The sequence below is a fragment of the Streptomyces sp. NPDC021562 genome (assembly GCF_040640875.1).
In the GTDB taxonomy this organism is placed as follows: Bacteria; Actinomycetota; Actinomycetes; order Streptomycetales; family Streptomycetaceae; genus Streptomyces.
The window spans coordinates 18,784-34,420 of sequence record NZ_JBFACN010000036.1 but is presented as its reverse complement, the minus strand read 5'-3'; the positions used below and the strand labels follow the sequence as shown (position 1 = coordinate 34,420).

Sequence of the window (15,637 nt, the reverse complement as noted above, 5' to 3'; positions counted from 1 at the left end):
GATCGGCTCACTGCGGTGTGTGTTGCAACGACGCCTTGAATGCGCCGCGGCCCCGGTATCTCGGGTCTGTCCGTCGTCGCATCGGCGAGGGTGCCCCGGGACCCTCCTGCGGCTCGCGCTGCGGTGAGTGTCGCTTGACAACGGGTATTCCGCGGCCTGGCTGGGTGCCGTGCTCGTTTCGTCGCCCAGTCAGGTCGCGTGTTCAGTCGGCGGTGTCGGCGGCAGTCATGTGCCGCAACACCTAGCCGCCTCCGTTGCCGATGGTGATGTTGCCGGTGGTGTTGCCGTTGCCGTTAACGGTGTTGTTGCTGTTGTTGGTGACGGTGCCGGGCTGGATGCCGCCGGGGCGGGTTTGACCGGGCTGGATGCTGCCGGGGTTGGGTTCACCGGGCAGGACGCCGGCGGGCTGGATGCTGCCGATTTTGACGTTGCCGAGACTGTTGTTGTCACCTGTGACGTTGTTGGTGCTGTTGTTGGTGATGTTGATGGTGTTGCCACCGCCGCCACCGCCACCGCTGCCGGTACCGCCGCGGTTGACGTGGGTGTGGCCGTTCCAGGGGCAGTGCCAGTGGCACCACTTCTGGTCGGCGGGTACGGTCGCGACCTTGGTCGTGGCGTGGACGTGGGCCGCTGCCGGGGCGGCGATTGCCTCCGTGGGCAGCAGTGCGCCTCCCACGGCCAGGGTGGTTGAGGCGGCAAATACCGCGAGTCGCCATGTCTTTGAGCTGATGGTCATGGGAATTCTCCTTCGGTGAGTGACGGGGAAGCGCTCATGGCCGATCACCGCGAGCTTTGGTCGCTTGGTGAAGGTGGGTCAGAAAACGTCGGTAGCAGGCCGGGCAGCGGCGCTCCGCGGGATGCCAGCCGTGCTGAATGCAGAATTCCGGATCGCTGGCTTCCACGGCGTAGGGGCAGCCGTCGTCGGCGAGCCCTTGGAGAAAGTCGTCGATTGAGCTGTTTCATGCTGGATCCCTGGTGTTGTCCGGGGTGGCTCGGGGCGTGATCGACTCGGTTGTTCAGCGGCTCTTTCCGGGAGTTCCCGGGGGTCTGGAAGCCCTCGACCCGATCAGCGTGCGCCGGTGGCCACGGGGAACACATCGGGTGCACACCCCAAGTTCGGCACGCTGCCCCCACGTTCCGTAGGGCGGCTCTGATCTTTTGCGCTGATCAGGCACCGATGGGACCATGGAGGGTGATGGCCCTGCTGGAGCGAGAGACCGTGCTCCAGGACCTCGCCGGCCACCTGACGGCAGCAACGAGCGGTCCTGGAGGGATGGCCCTCGTGCGCGGCGAGGCGGGCATCGGAAAGACCACCGTCGTCGAGCATCTGGTCAAGCTGGCCGGTCCCCAGGTCCGGGTCCTGGTCGGTGCCTGTGACCCGCTGGCGACCCCACGCCTTCTGGGTCCGCTCATGGACCTGGCCCCCGGTCTCGGTGAGACGGTGGGCACCGCGTTGAGAGAGGCGGTGGCCGGCGTCGGTCGCCCCGGTGAGGTTTTCGAGTGCCTGCTGGCCGATCTGGGCGGCTGCCCCAGCCTGTTGGTCTTCGAGGACGTTCACTGGGCGGATGAGGCCACCACGGACCTGCTGCGCTACCTGGCCCGGCGCCTGCCGACCGTGCCCGCGCTGGTGGTGGCCACGTACCGCGACGACGAGATCGGCCGCACCCATCCCCTGACAGCCTTGCTGGGCAGCCTGGCCGGATACCGGTGGGTGTCCCGCCACACGCTGAAGCCGCTCAGCCGCCAAGCTGTGACCCTCCTGGCCGCTGGACACGCCGTCGATGCCGAGGAGCTGTACCAGATTTCCGTCGGCAACCCGTTCCTGGTCACCGAGATCCTGGCTACGCCCGCCGGGCAAATCCCCGTCACCGTGCACGAGGCCGTCGCCGGCCGACTGGCCCGCCTCTCGGGCCCAGCGCGCGGCCTCACCGATGTACTGGCCGTCCTGGGACACCGGGCCTCACTGCCGCTCGTGGCCGGCATGCTGCCGGACGCCGAGGGCGGTGCTCTGGAGGAAGCCGTGGCCGGCGGCATCCTGCGCACCGACGGACTGACGATCGAGTTCCGTCACGAGCTGACCCGGCTGGCGGTGCTGGAGGCCCTCCCGGCCGCTCGTCGCCTGCAAGTGCACCGGCAGGTGCTCGCGGCGATGCGCTCCGGTTCCGTTGCCTCCACCGATCTGGCACTGCTGGCGGATCACGCGGAGGCAGCCGGCGATGAGACCTCCGTACTGGAGTACGCACCGGCAGCGGCGGCCCGTGCCGTCGCACTGGGCGCGCACCGGGAGGCAGCCGCTCAGTTCTCCCGGGCGCTGCGGTACGCCGACGGCTTGCCGCCCGGCCGGCAGGCCGCCCTGTGGGAAGGCCACGCACTGGCCTGCTTCCTCGCCCGCCGGCTCGAAGAGGCGATCGCTTCCCGCCGGACGGCGGTCGAGATGCGTCGCGCGCTGGGTGACCGACAGCACGAGGGTGAGGACCTTCGCTGGCTGTCCACCATGCTGTGGCCGGACGGGCACTGCAGCGAGGCCGTGGACACCGGGCTGGAGGCCGTCCGCATCCTTCAGGAGCTGGGCCCGAGCGCAGAGTTGGCCCGGGCATATCTGAACCTGTCCATGCTGTCCGTCTACGACCACAAAGGGGCGGCCACGACCGCCGCCTACGCCGGCAAGGCGATGGACATGGGCGGGGAACTCAGTGATCCGGGGTTGGCCATCCAGGCACGCTTCCACCCCGCGGCGGCCCGGATGCTCTGCGAAGGCAGGGGCCGGGAGGAGTGCGAACGAGCGGTGGCCGACGCGATGGCGCAAGATCTGCAGCTGGACGCAGGCCTCCTGGCGATGGTCATGTGCTGGTACCTCCTACTGCAGCGCGACAACGCCCGAGCCGCGGCCGCCCTACAGCGGTCGGAGGCCTACTGCCTCGAACATGAGCTGTTGACCTTCCTCCACTGCACCAAGTCCTTCAACAGTTGGAGGCTGCTGAACGAGGGCTCATGGAACCAGGCCACCGATGCCACAGACGAGGTGCTCTCCCATTCCCTCTCGCCGCCGATCGACCGGGCCATCGCCTATTCCGTGCTCGGTCTGGTCAGGGCCCGTCGCGGCGACCCCCAGGTATGGCCGCCGCTGGAGCGGGCGGCGAGCCTGGTCGACGCCGCCTGCCTGCGCGATACAGGAATCGGATGGGAAGCCCGGGTCGAGGCGGCCTGGCTGGCCGGAGACGACGAGCGCGTGCGGACCGAGGCACAACACGGTCTGGACGCCCTGACGGAGCACACCTGTCCCTGGCTGTCCGGGGCCCTGGCCTGCTGGATCCGACGCGCCGGAGGCACACCCCCACCCGTCCCGGCGGCTGAACCTTTCGCGCTTGAACTGGCCGGAGACGCAACCGCTGCCGCAGGGCGGTGGGAGGGACTCGGCTGCCCCTACGACGCCGCCATGGCCCGGCTCTGGGCAGGCGCGACCGAACTGCGTCAGGCCTTGGCCGACTTCGAGAGACTCGGCGCCCGGCCCGCCGTGGCCCGTGCCCGCGCCGTGATGCGCGACCGCGGTGTGCGCCCCGTACGCTCCGGCCCACGAGCGGCCACCCGGGCCAACCCGTACGGACTGACCAACCGGGAAATGGACGTCTTCAAACTCCTGGGGGACGGCCTGTCGGACGCGGACATCGCCGCGCGGCTCTGCATCACGCCCAAGACCGCCGGACATCACGTAGGCGCGGTACTGGCCAAACTCGGCGTCCACACCCGTTACGAAGCCGCCTGCCACGTCAACCGTCCCGAGCAACGGTAGGGACGCTGACGGTCGCCGGCCGGACCTGCCCGGACGGCGACGTTCGCTGCTGGTTCCCTTGCTTGACCTGCCCGGGCGGTGGACAGAGGATCAAGGGTCATGACACAGGGACAGGGCAGCACGGTTGACGGGGTGCTGCGACGCAGCGCCCGACGCACCCCCGCACGGGTCGCGGTGGAGTTCGGCGAGCGCCGCTGGACGTACGCGGAACTCGACGACGCCGTCTCGCGCGCCGCGAGCGTGCTGCTCGGCCAGGGCCTCGGCCGCGGTGACCGGGTCGCGACCTACGGGCACAACTCCGACGCCTACCTGGTCGCCTTCCTCGCCTGCGCCCGCGCGGGCCTGGTGCACGTCCCGGTGAACCAGAACCTGACCGGCGACGACCTCGCGTACGTCGTCCGGCAGTCGGGCAGCTCGCTGGTGCTGGCCGACCCCGACCTGACCGCACGACTCCCGGGAGGCGTGCGCGTGTTGCCGCTCCGGGACGCCGACGACTCGCTGCTCACCCGGCTCGGTGAGACGGCACCGTACGACGGGCCCGAGCCGCGCACCGAGGACCTCGTGCAGTTGCTGTACACCTCGGGGACCACGGCGCTGCCCAAGGGCGCGATGATGAGCCACCGGGCGCTGGTGCACGAGTACCTGAGCGCGATCGCCGCCCTCGACCTGAGCGCCGGGGACCGGCCCGCGCACGCGCTGCCGCTCTACCACTCCGCCCAGATGCACGTCTTCCTGCTGCCCTACCTGGCGGTCGGCGCCACGAACATCATCCTGTCCGCCCCGGACGGCGACACGCTGTTCGACCTGGTCGAAGCCGGACGGGTGGACAGCCTGTTCGCGCCGCCCACCGTGTGGATCGGCCTGTCCAACCGGCCCGACTTCGCCACCCGCGACCTGAGCGGACTGCGCAAGGCCTACTACGGGGCGTCGATCATGCCGGTGCCGGTGCTCGAACGGCTGCGGGAACGGCTGCCGGAACTCGCCCTGTTCAACTGCTTCGGACAGAGCGAGATCGGACCGCTGGCCACCGTGCTCGCCCCCGAGGAGCACAAGGGACGGCTGGACTCCTGTGGCCGGACCGTGCTGTTCGTGGAGGCACGTGTCGTCGACGAGGACGGCCAGGACGTACCCGACGGGACGCCCGGTGAAATCGTCTACCGTTCACCCCAGTTGTGCGACGGTTACTGGGAGAAGCCCGAGGAGACCGAAGCGGCGTTCCGGGACGGCTGGTTCCACTCCGGCGACCTCGCGGTGCGCGATTCCGACGGCTACCTCACGATCGTCGACCGGGTCAAGGACGTCATCAACTCCGGGGGCGTCCTGGTCGCTTCACGACAGGTGGAGGACGCCCTCTACACCCATGAGGCGGTCGCCGAGGCCGCCGTGATCGGCCTGCCCGACGAACGGTGGGTCGAGGCGGTCACGGCGGTGGTCGTGCCGCGCGGCGACGTCGACGAGGCCGCTCTGATCGCCCACGTGAAGGAGAGGCTGCCCGCCTTCAAGGCACCGAAGCGGGTCCTGTTCGTGGCCTCGCTGCCCCGCAACGCCAGCGGGAAGATCCTCAAACGGGAGCTGCGGGAGCGGTTCGGGCCCGGCGCCTGAGGCCCCGGGCCCACCGTCCCGGCGCGCTCAGGGCTGCGGGCCGAACGCCTTCAGGAAGCGGTCCCGGAACTGGTCCATCGCCCACTCCGGGGCGTTGTCCGCGGGCTTCAGCCCGTCCGTCCAGCCCCAGCCGGACACGCGCTTGAGGACCTTCGGGTCGCGGGCGACGATGGTGACGGGCACGTCCTTGTTGGCGGTGCCGCCGGTGACCGTGGGAACCGGCTGGTGGTCGCCGAGGAACACCAGGACGGTGTTGTCGTCGCCGTAGCGCTGCATCCACTGGGTCAGGCTGTCCAGGGAGTACTGGATCGCCTTGCGGTACTCGGTCCGCACCCGCTGCGCGCTCTTCCAGACCTCCGTGGGGTTGGTGCCCTCCTTCTTGATCTTGTAGAAGATCCTGCCGTCGCCGAGGTCCTTCCAGTCGATGATGTGCGCGATGGGCGACCAGGGATTGTGGCTGGACGCCAGGATGATCTCCGCCATGATCGGGTCGCGGTTCTTCTTCCCGTGCTCCAGCTTCTGGAAGGCCTCCAGGCTGAACTGGTCCGGTACCGGGGTCCAGCTGAAGTACGGGCCCTCGTAACCGAGGTGCGTGGAGTCGTAGATGTGGTCGAGGCCGAAGTACTTGCCCTCGGGCCAGGCCTTGCGCACGCCCGGCACGATACCGACCGTGCGCCAGGCACCGGTCTTCTGGAAGTACTTGGTGAGGGTCGCGTGGTCACCGGTGGTCAGGGTCCGGTACCGCTGCTGGTTCTTGATCCACAGGCCGGACAGGAAGGTCGAGTGGGCGAGCCAGCTGCCGGCGCCCGTGACGGGCGACCTCAGCCAGCCGCTCTGCGCCGCGAACCCGGCCGACCTGAGCCGGGCGTTCCCCTCCGTGAGGGTCGCGTCGATCTGCGGTGCCATCGCCGGGTCGTCGATCGCCACCCGGCCGTAGCTCTCGATGAAGGTGAACAGCACGTCCTTGCCGCGCAGTCCGGTCAGCAGCTGGTCGGACGGGGTCTTGGCGTAGGCGTCGACGGCGAGCTGCTTCCTGAACACGTCGGCGTCCCCCAGCCCTTCGCGGACGTACTGCACGCGGTTGGCGAGGAACTGGCTGTAGCCCCTGGTGGCGAAGGGGACGCCGGCGAACTGCACGCCCAGCGTGAAGCAGGTGATCCATACGACGCCGAGGACCAGTGTGGTGCGTACCGCCACCGCCCGGTGCCGGGCCATCATGTTCGACAGCCGCACCATCGTCAGCGCGCTCAGCACCAGCACGGCGATGAGCAGGACGATCGCGCCGATCACCGCGAGTACCTCACCCGCGTGACCGAACGAGTCCTTCACCCAGTCCGCCGCGTCGGTCAGCAGGACCCAGTCGAAGACCAGGTCGAAGGGGCGGGCCAGGGTCTGGTAGAAGCCCATGTCCAGGCACTTCAGCACGGTCGACAGGCCGACGAGCGACCCGGCGGCGACGGCCGCGACACGCCGGGCCCTGGCCGGCAGGGCGAGCAGGAGGATCGCGAGGAAGAGGACCTCGACGGGAAGGCGGAAGAAGCCCTGGAGCGTCAACCGGTCGAGCCGGTCGGGCACGAGGATCGCCACGAGCACGAACACCCCGGCCAGCACGTGCGTACCGACCCGCACCCAGGCCGCGGCACGCGGCGGAAGCGGACGCCGCCGGAACCGGCCGGGGCGGGAGGAGACGGTGGTGGCGACGGCGGGTTCGGCTTCGGCTTCGGCCGAGGGCGAGGGCATCGGAGAGGCCGAGGCGGATGCCGACGTGGAGGAAGGGGCGGCGTGCGGCTCGTCGGCGTCGGTGGTCGCGGGCGCAGCGGGGGAGCCGGGCGAACCGGCGGAGCCGGAGGAGGGGCTGTCGTCGGCCGGGACGGGGCGGGAGCCGGTGGGCGCCTCGTCCGCCTCGGCATGCTCGCGCGCGCCGGACGCCTGGCCCTCGGCGACCGGCCGGCGGTGTTCGTCCTGGCCGGTACCCTGGCTGTCGGCCGTCGACCCGCTGCGCTCCGCCTCACCGGACGCCTCGATCGCCGCTACGAACGCTGACGGAGCCTCAGCTGCTTCCGCCGCGGCCTCCGCCCGTACGGCTTCCGGCTCGATCCCTGCCTGCAGCCCGGCCCCGATCTCGGCCCTGGCCCCGGTCCCCACCTCGGCCTTGGCCCCGGTCTCAACCTCGGCCCCGGTCCCCGCCTCGGCCCCAGCTCCGGCCCCGGTCCCGGTCCCCGCCCCGGCGCCAACCCCAGCCTCGGCCCTGGCCCCGGTCTGGGCGTCGACCCCGGCCTCGGCCGCGGCCCTGGCTCCGGCGCCGGGCTCGGTCTCGGCCCTGGCCTCGGTCCCCACCTCGGCCCCGGCCCCGGTCCCCGCCTCGGCCCCAGCTCCGGCCCCGGTCCCAGTCCCCGCCCCGGCGCCAACCCCAGCCCCAGCCCCAGCCTCGGCCGCGGCCCTGGCTCCGGCGCCGGGCTCGGTCTCGGACCTGGCCCCGGTCCCCACCTCGGCCTTGGCCCCGGTCTCAACCTCGGCCCCGGTCTCAACCTCGGCCCCAGCTCCGGCCCCAGCTCCGGCCCCGGTCCCGGTCCCCGCCTCGGCGCCAGCCCCAGCCCCAACCCCAGGCCCAGCCTCGGCCTCGGCTCGTTTCCGTTCCGGTGTCTCGGGGTGGGCCTCTGTGTTCCGCTCTGTCTCGGGCTCGGCCCCTTCCGGGGTGCCCGTGGGGTGTCCGTCCGGGACGGCGTTCGGCGCGGGGTCGTCCGTCGGCGCCGGTGGTGCCGCCTCCGCCCGGTCCGGGACCGGCGCGTCCGCGTCCGTGTCCAGTTGGTGGCGAGGGGGCGTGAGGTGCGACACCCGTAGGTCCTTCCGTGTGAAGCCCGGTGCTGGCGCGACGGCCCGGACCCGCAGGTCACGACCGCCAATCTCGCGTACGGCCGCACGTAACCCCGCGTTCAACCAACCGGGTCAACCGCGCGCAAAGAGTACGCCCGGCTCCCGCCGCGTCGCCCCGCGGGTGCCGCTACCGGTCCGCCGCGATCGCCACCTCCCTCGCCCACCGGTAGTCGGCCTTCCCGCTCGGCGAGCGCTGCACCGACTCCGTGATCACCAGCTGGCGCGGGATCTTGTACCCGGCGAGATGGGTGCGGCAGTGCGACTGGATCTCCTCCAGCGACGGACGCGGCGCCCCCTCGCGCAACTGCACCACCGCCGCCACATGACTGCCCCACTTCGCGTCCGGCACGCCGGCCACCAGCACGTCGTACACGTCGGGATGTGACTTCAGCGCCTGCTCGACCTCCTCCGGGTACACCTTCTCGCCCCCGGTGTTGATGCACTGCGAGCCCCGGCCGAGGACGGTGACCACCCCGTCCTCGTCGACGGTCCCCATGTCGCCCAGCAGCACCCAGCGGAGGCCGTCCTTCTCGAAGAAGGTCTCGGCGGTCTTCCGCGGGTCGTTGTAGTAACCGAGCGGCACATGGCCACTCTGGGCGACCCGGCCGATCTCACCGACCGCGACCGGCTCATGGGTCGCCGGGTCGACGACCTGCGTACGGGAGTTGACGCGGACCCGGAACCGGCTGCCTGCCCCCGAGTCGTCGGTCGCCGTGCCGTTGAACCCGGACTCGGAGGACCCGAAGTTGTTCAACAGCATGGCGTTCGGCACGAGTTCGCTGAACTGGCGGCGCACGGTCTCGGAGAGGATCGCGCCCGAGGAGGAGACGCTGAACAGCGCGGAGCAGTCCGTGCCCTTCATCGGCCCGGCGAGGGCGTCGATCAGCGGCCGCAGCATCGCGTCGCCGACCAGGGACACGCTGGTCACCTTCTCCTTCTCGATCGTCCTCAGCACCTCCTCGGCCACGAACTTGCGGTGGATCACCACGCGCTGCCCGAAGTTGAAGCCGATGAACGAGGTCAGGGTGGACGTGCCGTGCATCAGCGGCGGTGTGGGGAAGAAGGTGATCCCGGTGCCGCCCGCCGCGACCCGCTCGGCCAGCTCCTCCGGTCGCCGCACCGGCTCACCGGTCGGCGCGCCACCGCCGAGTCCGGCGAAGAACAGGTCCTCCTGACGCCACATCACGCCCTTGGGCATGCCGGTGGTGCCGCCGGTGTAGATGATGAACTGGTCGTCCGCCGAACGCGCCGGGAACCCGCGTCCGGGCGACCCCGCGGCCTCGGCCTCGGTGAACGCGACCGCCTTGAGCTCCGACGCCGCCTCGCCCACCCGCACCAGGTGCCGCAGCCTCGGCGCCCGGGGCAGCGCCGCAGCCACCCGGTCCTCGAACTCCGCGTCGAAGACCAGCGCCACCAGGTCGGCGTCCCGGTAGAGGTAGACCAACTCCTCCTCGACGTAGCGGTAGTTCACGTTGACGGGTACGACCCGTGCCTTGAGGCAGCCGAGCACGGTCTGGAGGTACTCCACCCCGTTGTAGAGGTGCAGCCCGAGGTGCTCGCCCGGGCGGATCCCGCTGTCGATCAGATGGTGGCCGATGCGGTTGGCGGCGGCGTCCAGCTCCGCGTAGGTGAGCCGGCGTTCGGCGCCCGTGCCCGGATGGTCGATGTACACGAGTGCCTCGCGGTCCGCGGCCACGTCGACGACCGACTCGAACAGATCGGCAAGGTTGTACTCCACCGCTCCTCCTGACCCCGGCAACCGTGACGAAGAAAGGCGCACCTGTCGGTTCGCCGGTCATCAGAGCAAAGGGCGCGGCAAGTGGGAAGGGTTCGCGCGAAGAAATCTGACTGACTGTCAGAAAACCCTTGAACTGCCCCCCTCGCTACTGCAACCTGTTCTCGTTCTGGCAGAGGGGAGAGGTCCATGGGTGGTACGGAACACCTCACCGTGCGGCGCGAGGGCGCCACGCTGGTGCTCACGCTCAACAGGCCCGAGGCGAAGAACGCCCTGTCGATCTCCATGCTCGTCGGCCTGTACGACGGCTGGATCGAGGCGGACGAGGACGACGAGGTCCGCTCCGTCGTGCTCACCGGGGCCGGGGGCGCCTTCTGCGCCGGGATGGACCTCAAGGCGCTGGCCGGGCAGGGCATGGCGGGGGAGCACCTCCGCGACCGGCTGAAGGCCGACCCGGATCTGCACTGGAAGGCGATGCTGCGCCATCATCGCCCGCGCAAACCGGTGATCGCCGCGGTCGAGGGGTACTGCGTCGCGGGCGGCACCGAGATCCTCCAGGGCACCGACATCCGGGTCGCGGGCGAGTCCGCGACCTTCGGACTGTTCGAGGTCCGGCGGGGGCTCTTCCCGATCGGCGGCTCCACCGTCCGGCTGCAGCGCCAGATCCCGCGTACCCACGCGCTGGAGATGCTGCTGACCGGGCGGCGGTACACGGCGCGGGAGGCCGCCGACATCGGGCTCGTCGGCCATGTCGTTCCCGACGGCGGTGCGCTCGACAAGGCGCTGGAGATCGCCGAACAGGTCAACGCGTGCGGGCCGCTGGCGGTGGAGGCGGTCAAGGCGTCCGTGTACGAGACGGCGGAGATGACGGAGGCCGACGGGCTGGCGGCGGAACTCGAACGCGGGTGGCCGATCTTCGACACCGCCGACGCGAAGGAAGGGGCGCGTGCCTTCGCGGAGAAACGGGCGCCCGACTACAAGCGTGCGTAGCGCTGCGCCGGGCCAGGCCGGTTCCGAACCTGCGGGCCGTGCGTGGCTGGTCGCGCAGTTCCCCACGCCCCCTTCGGGGCGCTGTACGTAGACCCGGCCAAAAGGAGCCCCCCCATGCCCGAAGTGCTCAAAGCCCCCCTCGTCGTCGAGTTCCCGTTCACCCGTTCCCTCGGTCCCGTGCAGAGCGCCTTCCTCACCGGGCTGCGCGAGCGCGTCGTCCTCGGGGTGAGGACCGGCGACGGACGCACACTCGTCCCCCCGGTCGAGTACGACCCCGTCACCGCCGAGGAGATCCGCGACCTCGTCCCCGTGGGCGCCACCGGCACCGTCACCACGTGGGCCTGGAACCACGAGCCCCGTCGCGGGCAGCCGCTCGGCACGCCCTTCGCCTGGGTGCTGGTCCGGCTCGACGGGGCCGACACCGCCCTGCTGCACGCCCTCGACGTGCCGGGACCCGACGCCGTGCACACGGGCATGCGGGTCCGGATCCGCTGGGCCGAGGAGCGCACCGGCGCCATCACCGACATCGCCTGCTTCGAGCCGTACGACAGCGAGGACCGCACCGTCACCGTGCACGCGGGGGAGTTCGAGGAACCGGTCACCGGCATCGTCGCGCACGCCCGCCTCGACTACACCTACTCGCCCGGCCGCGCCCAGACCGCCTACATCAACGCCCTCTCGTCGCAGCGGACCGTGGGGGAGCGCTGCCCCTCCTGCCGGAAGGTGTACGTCCCGCCGAGGGGTGCGTGTCCCACCTGCGGCCTCGCCACGTCGGAACAGGTCGAGGTGGGCCCCCGGGGCACGGTCACCACCTTCTGCATCGTCAACATCAAGGCGAAGAACCTCGACATCGAGGTGCCGTACGTCTACGCGCACATCGCCCTGGACGGTGCCGGCCTCGCCCTGCACGGCCGGATCGGCGGCATCCCCTACGGCCAGGTGCGGATGGGCCTGAGGGTCGAGCCGGTGTGGACCGAGGGCGCCCGCTACCCCGACCACTACCGGCCCACCGGCGAACCCGACGCGGACTACGACACGTACAAGGAGCTGCTGTGACGCGTGACATAGCGCTGGTCGCCTTCGCGCAGACCGATCACCGGCGCACCAGTGAGGAGCTCTCCGAGGTGGAGATGCTCATGCCGGTGCTGCACGACGTCCTCGCCCAGACCGGCCTGCGGACCGCCGACATCGGCTTCACCTGCTCCGGCTCCAGCGACTACCTGGCCGGCCGCGCCTTCTCCTTCACCCTGGCCCTGGACGGGGTGGGGGCCTGGCCGCCGATCTCCGAGTCGCACGTCGAGATGGACGGCGCCTGGGCCCTGTACGAGGCCTGGACCAAGCTGCTCACCGGAGACGCGGACACCGCCCTCGTCTACTCCTACGGCAAGTCCTCGCCCGGCTCGGTCCGGGACGTGCTCACCCGGCAGCTCGACCCCTACTACGTGGCGCCCCTGTGGCCGGACTCCGTCGCCCTCGCCGCGCTCCAGGCACAGGCGCTCATCGACACGGGAGAGACCGACGAGCCCGCGCTGGCCGCCGTCGGCGCCCGCAGCAGAGCGGACGCCGCCGCCAACCCCCATGCGCAGCTGCGGGGGCCGGTGCCCCAGGGGGACTACCTCGTACGTCCCCTGCGCACCGGTGACTGCCCGCCCATCGGGGACGGTGCCGCCGCCGTGATCCTGGCGGCGGGGGACCGGGCCCGGGAGCTGTGCGCCCGGCCCGCCTGGATCCGGGGCATCGACCACCGCATCGAGGCGCACGGCCTCGGCGTGCGCGACCTGACCGACTCGCCGTCCGCGCGGCTCGCCGCCGAGAAGGCCGGCGCCTTCGAACGACCCGTGGACACCGCCGAGTTGCACGCGCCGTTCAGCTCCCAGGAGGTCGTGCTGCGCAAGGCACTGCGGCTCGGCGACGACGTGTCGGTCAACCCGTCCGGCGGGGCGCTGGCCGCCAACCCGATCATGGCGGCCGGGCTGATCCGCATCGGCGAGGCCGCCGCCCGCATCCACCGGGGCGAGTCCGACCGCGCCCTCGCCCACGCCACCTCCGGGCCCTGCCTGCAGCAGAACCTGGTCGCCGTACTCGAAGGGGACCCGGTCGGGAACCCCGCCTCGGAAGGGGATCCGCGATGAGCAAGGAACCCGTGGCCGTCGTCGGGATCGGCCAGACCAAGCACGTCGCGGCGCGCCGGGACGTCTCGATCGCGGGACTCGTCCGCGAGGCCGCGCTGCGCGCCCTGGCGGACGCCGAGCTGACGTGGGCCGACATCGACGCCGTCGTCATCGGCAAGGCCCCCGACTTCTTCGAGGGCGTGATGATGCCGGAGCTGTACCTGGCGGACGCGCTGGGAGCGGTGGGCAAACCCATGCTGCGGGTCCACACGGCGGGGTCGGTGGGCGGTTCCACCGCGCTGGTCGCGGCCAACCTCGTCGCCGCCCGCGTCCACGCCACCGTGCTGACCCTCGCCTTCGAGAAGCAGTCCGAGTCCAACGCCATGTGGGGGCTCTCCCTGCCCATCCCCTTCCAGCAGCCGCTGCTGGCCGGAGCGGGCGGCTTCTTCGCGCCGCACGTCCGGGCCTACATGCGGCGCAGCGGCGCCCCCGACACCGTCGGCTCGCTGGTCGCCTACAAGGACCGCCGCAACGCGCTCAAGAACCCCTACGCCCACCTCCACGAGCACGACATCACCCTGGAGAAGGTCCAGGCGTCCCCCATGCTCTGGGACCCCATCCGCTACTCGGAGACCTGCCCGTCCTCCGACGGCGCCTGCGCCATGGTCCTCACCGACCGCGCCGGTGCCGCGCGCTCCCCGAAACCGCCGGCCTGGATGCTGGGCGGTGCCATGCGCAGCGAGCCCACCCTGTTCGCCGGCAAGGACGCGGTGTCACCGCAGGCCGGGAAGGACTGCGCGGCGGACGTCTACCGGCAGGCCCAGATCGCCGACCCGCGCCGGGACATCGACGCCGTCGAGATGTACGTGCCGTTCTCCTGGTACGAACCCATGTGGCTGGAGAACCTGGGCTTCGCCGACGAGGGGGAAGGCTGGAAACTCACCGAATCGGGGGTCACCGAACTCGACGGTGACCTCCCCGTCAACATGTCGGGCGGGGTGCTCTCCACCAATCCGATCGGCGCCTCCGGCATGATCCGGTTCGCCGAGGCGGCCCTCCAGGTTCGCGGCCAGGCCGGAGAACACCAGGTGGACGGCGCGCGGAAGGTGCTCGGGCACGCCTACGGCGGCGGTTCGCAGTTCTTCGCGATGTGGCTGGTGGGCGCGGAGGCCCCGGACTCCTGAAAGGAGCCGTCGACGTGGCCTGTTGAGCGCCGGAACCGAAAGCTAGGCTGGCCCGCGGACGACGAATTCGGGAGGAGCACGGACGTGGCCGAGAGCACCATCCAGCAGCAGCCGGCACGGGGCTGGGACAAGCCGGAGCTGGACCTCAGCGGGGCCGATTGGCAGTCCAGCAGCCGTGGCCGGGGGGATGTCCAGATCGCCTTTGTCGAGGGATTCATCGCGATGCGCAACAGCGGCCGCCCGGAGAGCCCCTCCCTGATCTTCACCCCCGCCGAATGGGGGGCCTTCGTGTCGGGCGCCCGGGAGGGCGAGTTCGACCTCACCTGAGCCGAGGATTTCCGGACACGTGACCGGCAGGGCCGTCCCGGGGCCGCCGCCTGCGACAGGCTGGCCCCGGACGGGAAGGTCGCATTCCGGAGGTGAGGGACGATGAGCACTGCGCCGGTCATCGCCGCGGTGGACGGTTCGGACGACAGCCTGCGCGCCCTGGACTGGGCGGTGACCGCGGCCCGGCAGCGGGACGCGCCGCTGCGCGTGGTGCACGTCCGTCAGTACGCCGCCTGGGGCCAGCCCGACGTCCTGGTCGCCGCAGAGCCCGACGCGGCCGGCGACCCGGTGCTGGACGAGGTCCGCGAGCGGCTGCGGGCCGTCGCCGGGCCACTCACCGTCGAATACGTCGCCCTGGAGGGCGCCCCCGCCGCGCTGTTGCCCGAACTGGGCGCCGACGCCCGGCTGCTGGTGCTCGGCTCCCGGGGCCGCGGCGGCTTCACCGGCCTGCTGCTGGGCTCCAACGGCATGGCCGCCGCCCGCGACGCCGGGTGCCCGGTGGTCGTCGTACCGCGGCCCGGCCGGCAGGTGCACGAGGAGCTGCGGACCGAGCCCGGACCCCGGGTCGTGGTCGGCCTCGACGTGGACAGCCCCGACCGGGCGACCCTCGCCCTGGCCTTCGCAGAGGCCGCCTGGCGCGGCGCCCGGCTGCAGGTGATCGCCGGCTATCCGTGGCCGGTGCAGTCCTGGATCGCGGTCGGCGGCCTGGTCCCGCCGGCCGTCGACCAGGGCGAGATCGAACGGGAGACCCGCACCCTCGCCGAGGGCTTCCTCGCCCCGCTCCTCAAGAACCACCCGAACGTGGGAACCCAGATCCTGGCGCTGCCCGGCGACGCGGCCGGTCTGCTGGTCGCCGCCTCGAAGGACGCCGAGCTGGTCGTCGTCGGCCGCCACCGGCGGCGCCCGCTCGCTCCGGCCCGCATGCTGGGCTCGGTCACCCACGCCGTGCTGCTGCACGCCGCCTGCCCGGTCGCCGTGGTCCCCCCGTCGCCACCCGAGCCGTGATGTCAAGGCCCCTGAGCCA

The 15,637-nt window shown here is 71.5% G+C and carries 11 protein-coding genes; 8 read left to right on the top strand and 3 right to left on the bottom strand.

What is annotated here, in order from left to right:
• Positions 1-241: 241 nt before the first annotated feature.
• Positions 242-736 carry a hypothetical protein gene (locus tag AB0G52_RS36495; RefSeq protein ID WP_132887629.1) on the bottom strand — a complete coding sequence of 165 codons (495 nt, stop codon included), beginning with the start codon at positions 734-736 and terminating at the stop codon, positions 242-244.
• Positions 737-1,177: 441 nt separating this feature from the next.
• Here AB0G52_RS36495 and AB0G52_RS36490 point away from each other — a divergent pair, with 441 nt between their 5' ends.
• Both AB0G52_RS36490 and AB0G52_RS36485 read left to right on the top strand, forming a co-directional pair.
• The gene (locus AB0G52_RS36490; RefSeq protein ID WP_361342826.1) at positions 1,178-3,790 is read left to right on the top strand and encodes an AAA family ATPase; all 2,613 of its coding nucleotides are present in this window, start codon (positions 1,178-1,180) and stop codon (positions 3,788-3,790) included.
• Between the two features lie 99 nt (positions 3,791-3,889).
• Positions 3,890-5,392: an acyl-CoA synthetase gene (locus AB0G52_RS36485; protein WP_132887631.1), complete on the top strand. Its 1,503-nt coding sequence runs from the start codon at positions 3,890-3,892 to the stop codon at positions 5,390-5,392.
• Positions 5,393-5,419: 27 nt separating this feature from the next.
• Here AB0G52_RS36485 and AB0G52_RS36480 read toward each other — a convergent pair whose 3' ends face one another.
• Together AB0G52_RS36480 and AB0G52_RS36475 are read right to left on the bottom strand one after the other, a co-directional pair.
• Positions 5,420-7,729: a sulfatase gene (locus tag AB0G52_RS36480; RefSeq protein ID WP_361342823.1), complete on the bottom strand. Its 2,310-nt coding sequence runs from the start codon at positions 7,727-7,729 to the stop codon at positions 5,420-5,422.
• A gap of 664 nt (positions 7,730-8,393) precedes the next feature.
• On the bottom strand, positions 8,394-10,004 hold the full coding sequence (locus AB0G52_RS36475) for an acyl-CoA synthetase (RefSeq protein WP_361342820.1): 1,611 nt from the start codon (positions 10,002-10,004) through the stop codon (positions 8,394-8,396).
• Positions 10,005-10,190: 186 nt separating this feature from the next.
• Here AB0G52_RS36475 and AB0G52_RS36470 point away from each other — a divergent pair, with 186 nt between their 5' ends.
• The 6 genes from AB0G52_RS36470 (at position 10,191) to AB0G52_RS36445 (ending at position 15,618) form a co-directional block, all read left to right on the top strand.
• The gene (locus AB0G52_RS36470) at positions 10,191-10,991 is read left to right on the top strand and encodes a crotonase/enoyl-CoA hydratase family protein (RefSeq protein ID WP_132887633.1); all 801 of its coding nucleotides are present in this window, start codon (positions 10,191-10,193) and stop codon (positions 10,989-10,991) included.
• Between the two features lie 114 nt (positions 10,992-11,105).
• The gene (locus AB0G52_RS36465) at positions 11,106-12,047 is read left to right on the top strand and encodes an OB-fold domain-containing protein (RefSeq protein ID WP_361342817.1); all 942 of its coding nucleotides are present in this window, start codon (positions 11,106-11,108) and stop codon (positions 12,045-12,047) included.
• On the top strand, positions 12,044-13,123 hold the full coding sequence (locus AB0G52_RS36460; RefSeq protein ID WP_132887635.1) for a thiolase domain-containing protein: 1,080 nt from the start codon (positions 12,044-12,046) through the stop codon (positions 13,121-13,123). The genes AB0G52_RS36465 and AB0G52_RS36460 overlap by 4 nt, the downstream gene beginning before the upstream one ends.
• On the top strand, positions 13,120-14,286 hold the full coding sequence (locus AB0G52_RS36455) for a thiolase domain-containing protein (protein ID WP_132887636.1): 1,167 nt from the start codon (positions 13,120-13,122) through the stop codon (positions 14,284-14,286). The genes AB0G52_RS36460 and AB0G52_RS36455 overlap by 4 nt, the downstream gene beginning before the upstream one ends.
• Before the next feature lie 84 nt (positions 14,287-14,370).
• Positions 14,371-14,613, top strand: a complete 243-nt coding sequence (locus tag AB0G52_RS36450) for a DUF397 domain-containing protein (protein WP_132887637.1) — start codon at positions 14,371-14,373, stop codon at positions 14,611-14,613.
• A gap of 102 nt (positions 14,614-14,715) precedes the next feature.
• The gene (locus tag AB0G52_RS36445; protein ID WP_361342813.1) at positions 14,716-15,618 is read left to right on the top strand and encodes a universal stress protein; all 903 of its coding nucleotides are present in this window, start codon (positions 14,716-14,718) and stop codon (positions 15,616-15,618) included.
• Positions 15,619-15,637: the final 19 nt, after the last annotated feature.

What these genes read in the sequence shown, in the direction of transcription:
- AB0G52_RS36495 (WP_132887629.1), bottom strand. Translation starts at nt 736, where the DNA reads ATGACCATCAGCTCAAAGACATGGCGACTCGCGGTATTTGCCGCCTCA.
- AB0G52_RS36490 (WP_361342826.1), top strand. Translation starts at nt 1,178, where the DNA reads ATGGGACCATGGAGGGTGATGGCCCTGCTGGAGCGAGAGACCGTGCTC.
- AB0G52_RS36485 (WP_132887631.1), top strand. Translation starts at nt 3,890, where the DNA reads ATGACACAGGGACAGGGCAGCACGGTTGACGGGGTGCTGCGACGCAGC.
- AB0G52_RS36470 (WP_132887633.1), top strand. Translation starts at nt 10,191, where the DNA reads ATGGGTGGTACGGAACACCTCACCGTGCGGCGCGAGGGCGCCACGCTG.
- AB0G52_RS36465 (WP_361342817.1), top strand. Translation starts at nt 11,106, where the DNA reads ATGCCCGAAGTGCTCAAAGCCCCCCTCGTCGTCGAGTTCCCGTTCACC.
- AB0G52_RS36455 (WP_132887636.1), top strand. Translation starts at nt 13,120, where the DNA reads ATGAGCAAGGAACCCGTGGCCGTCGTCGGGATCGGCCAGACCAAGCAC.
- AB0G52_RS36445 (WP_361342813.1), top strand. Translation starts at nt 14,716, where the DNA reads ATGAGCACTGCGCCGGTCATCGCCGCGGTGGACGGTTCGGACGACAGC.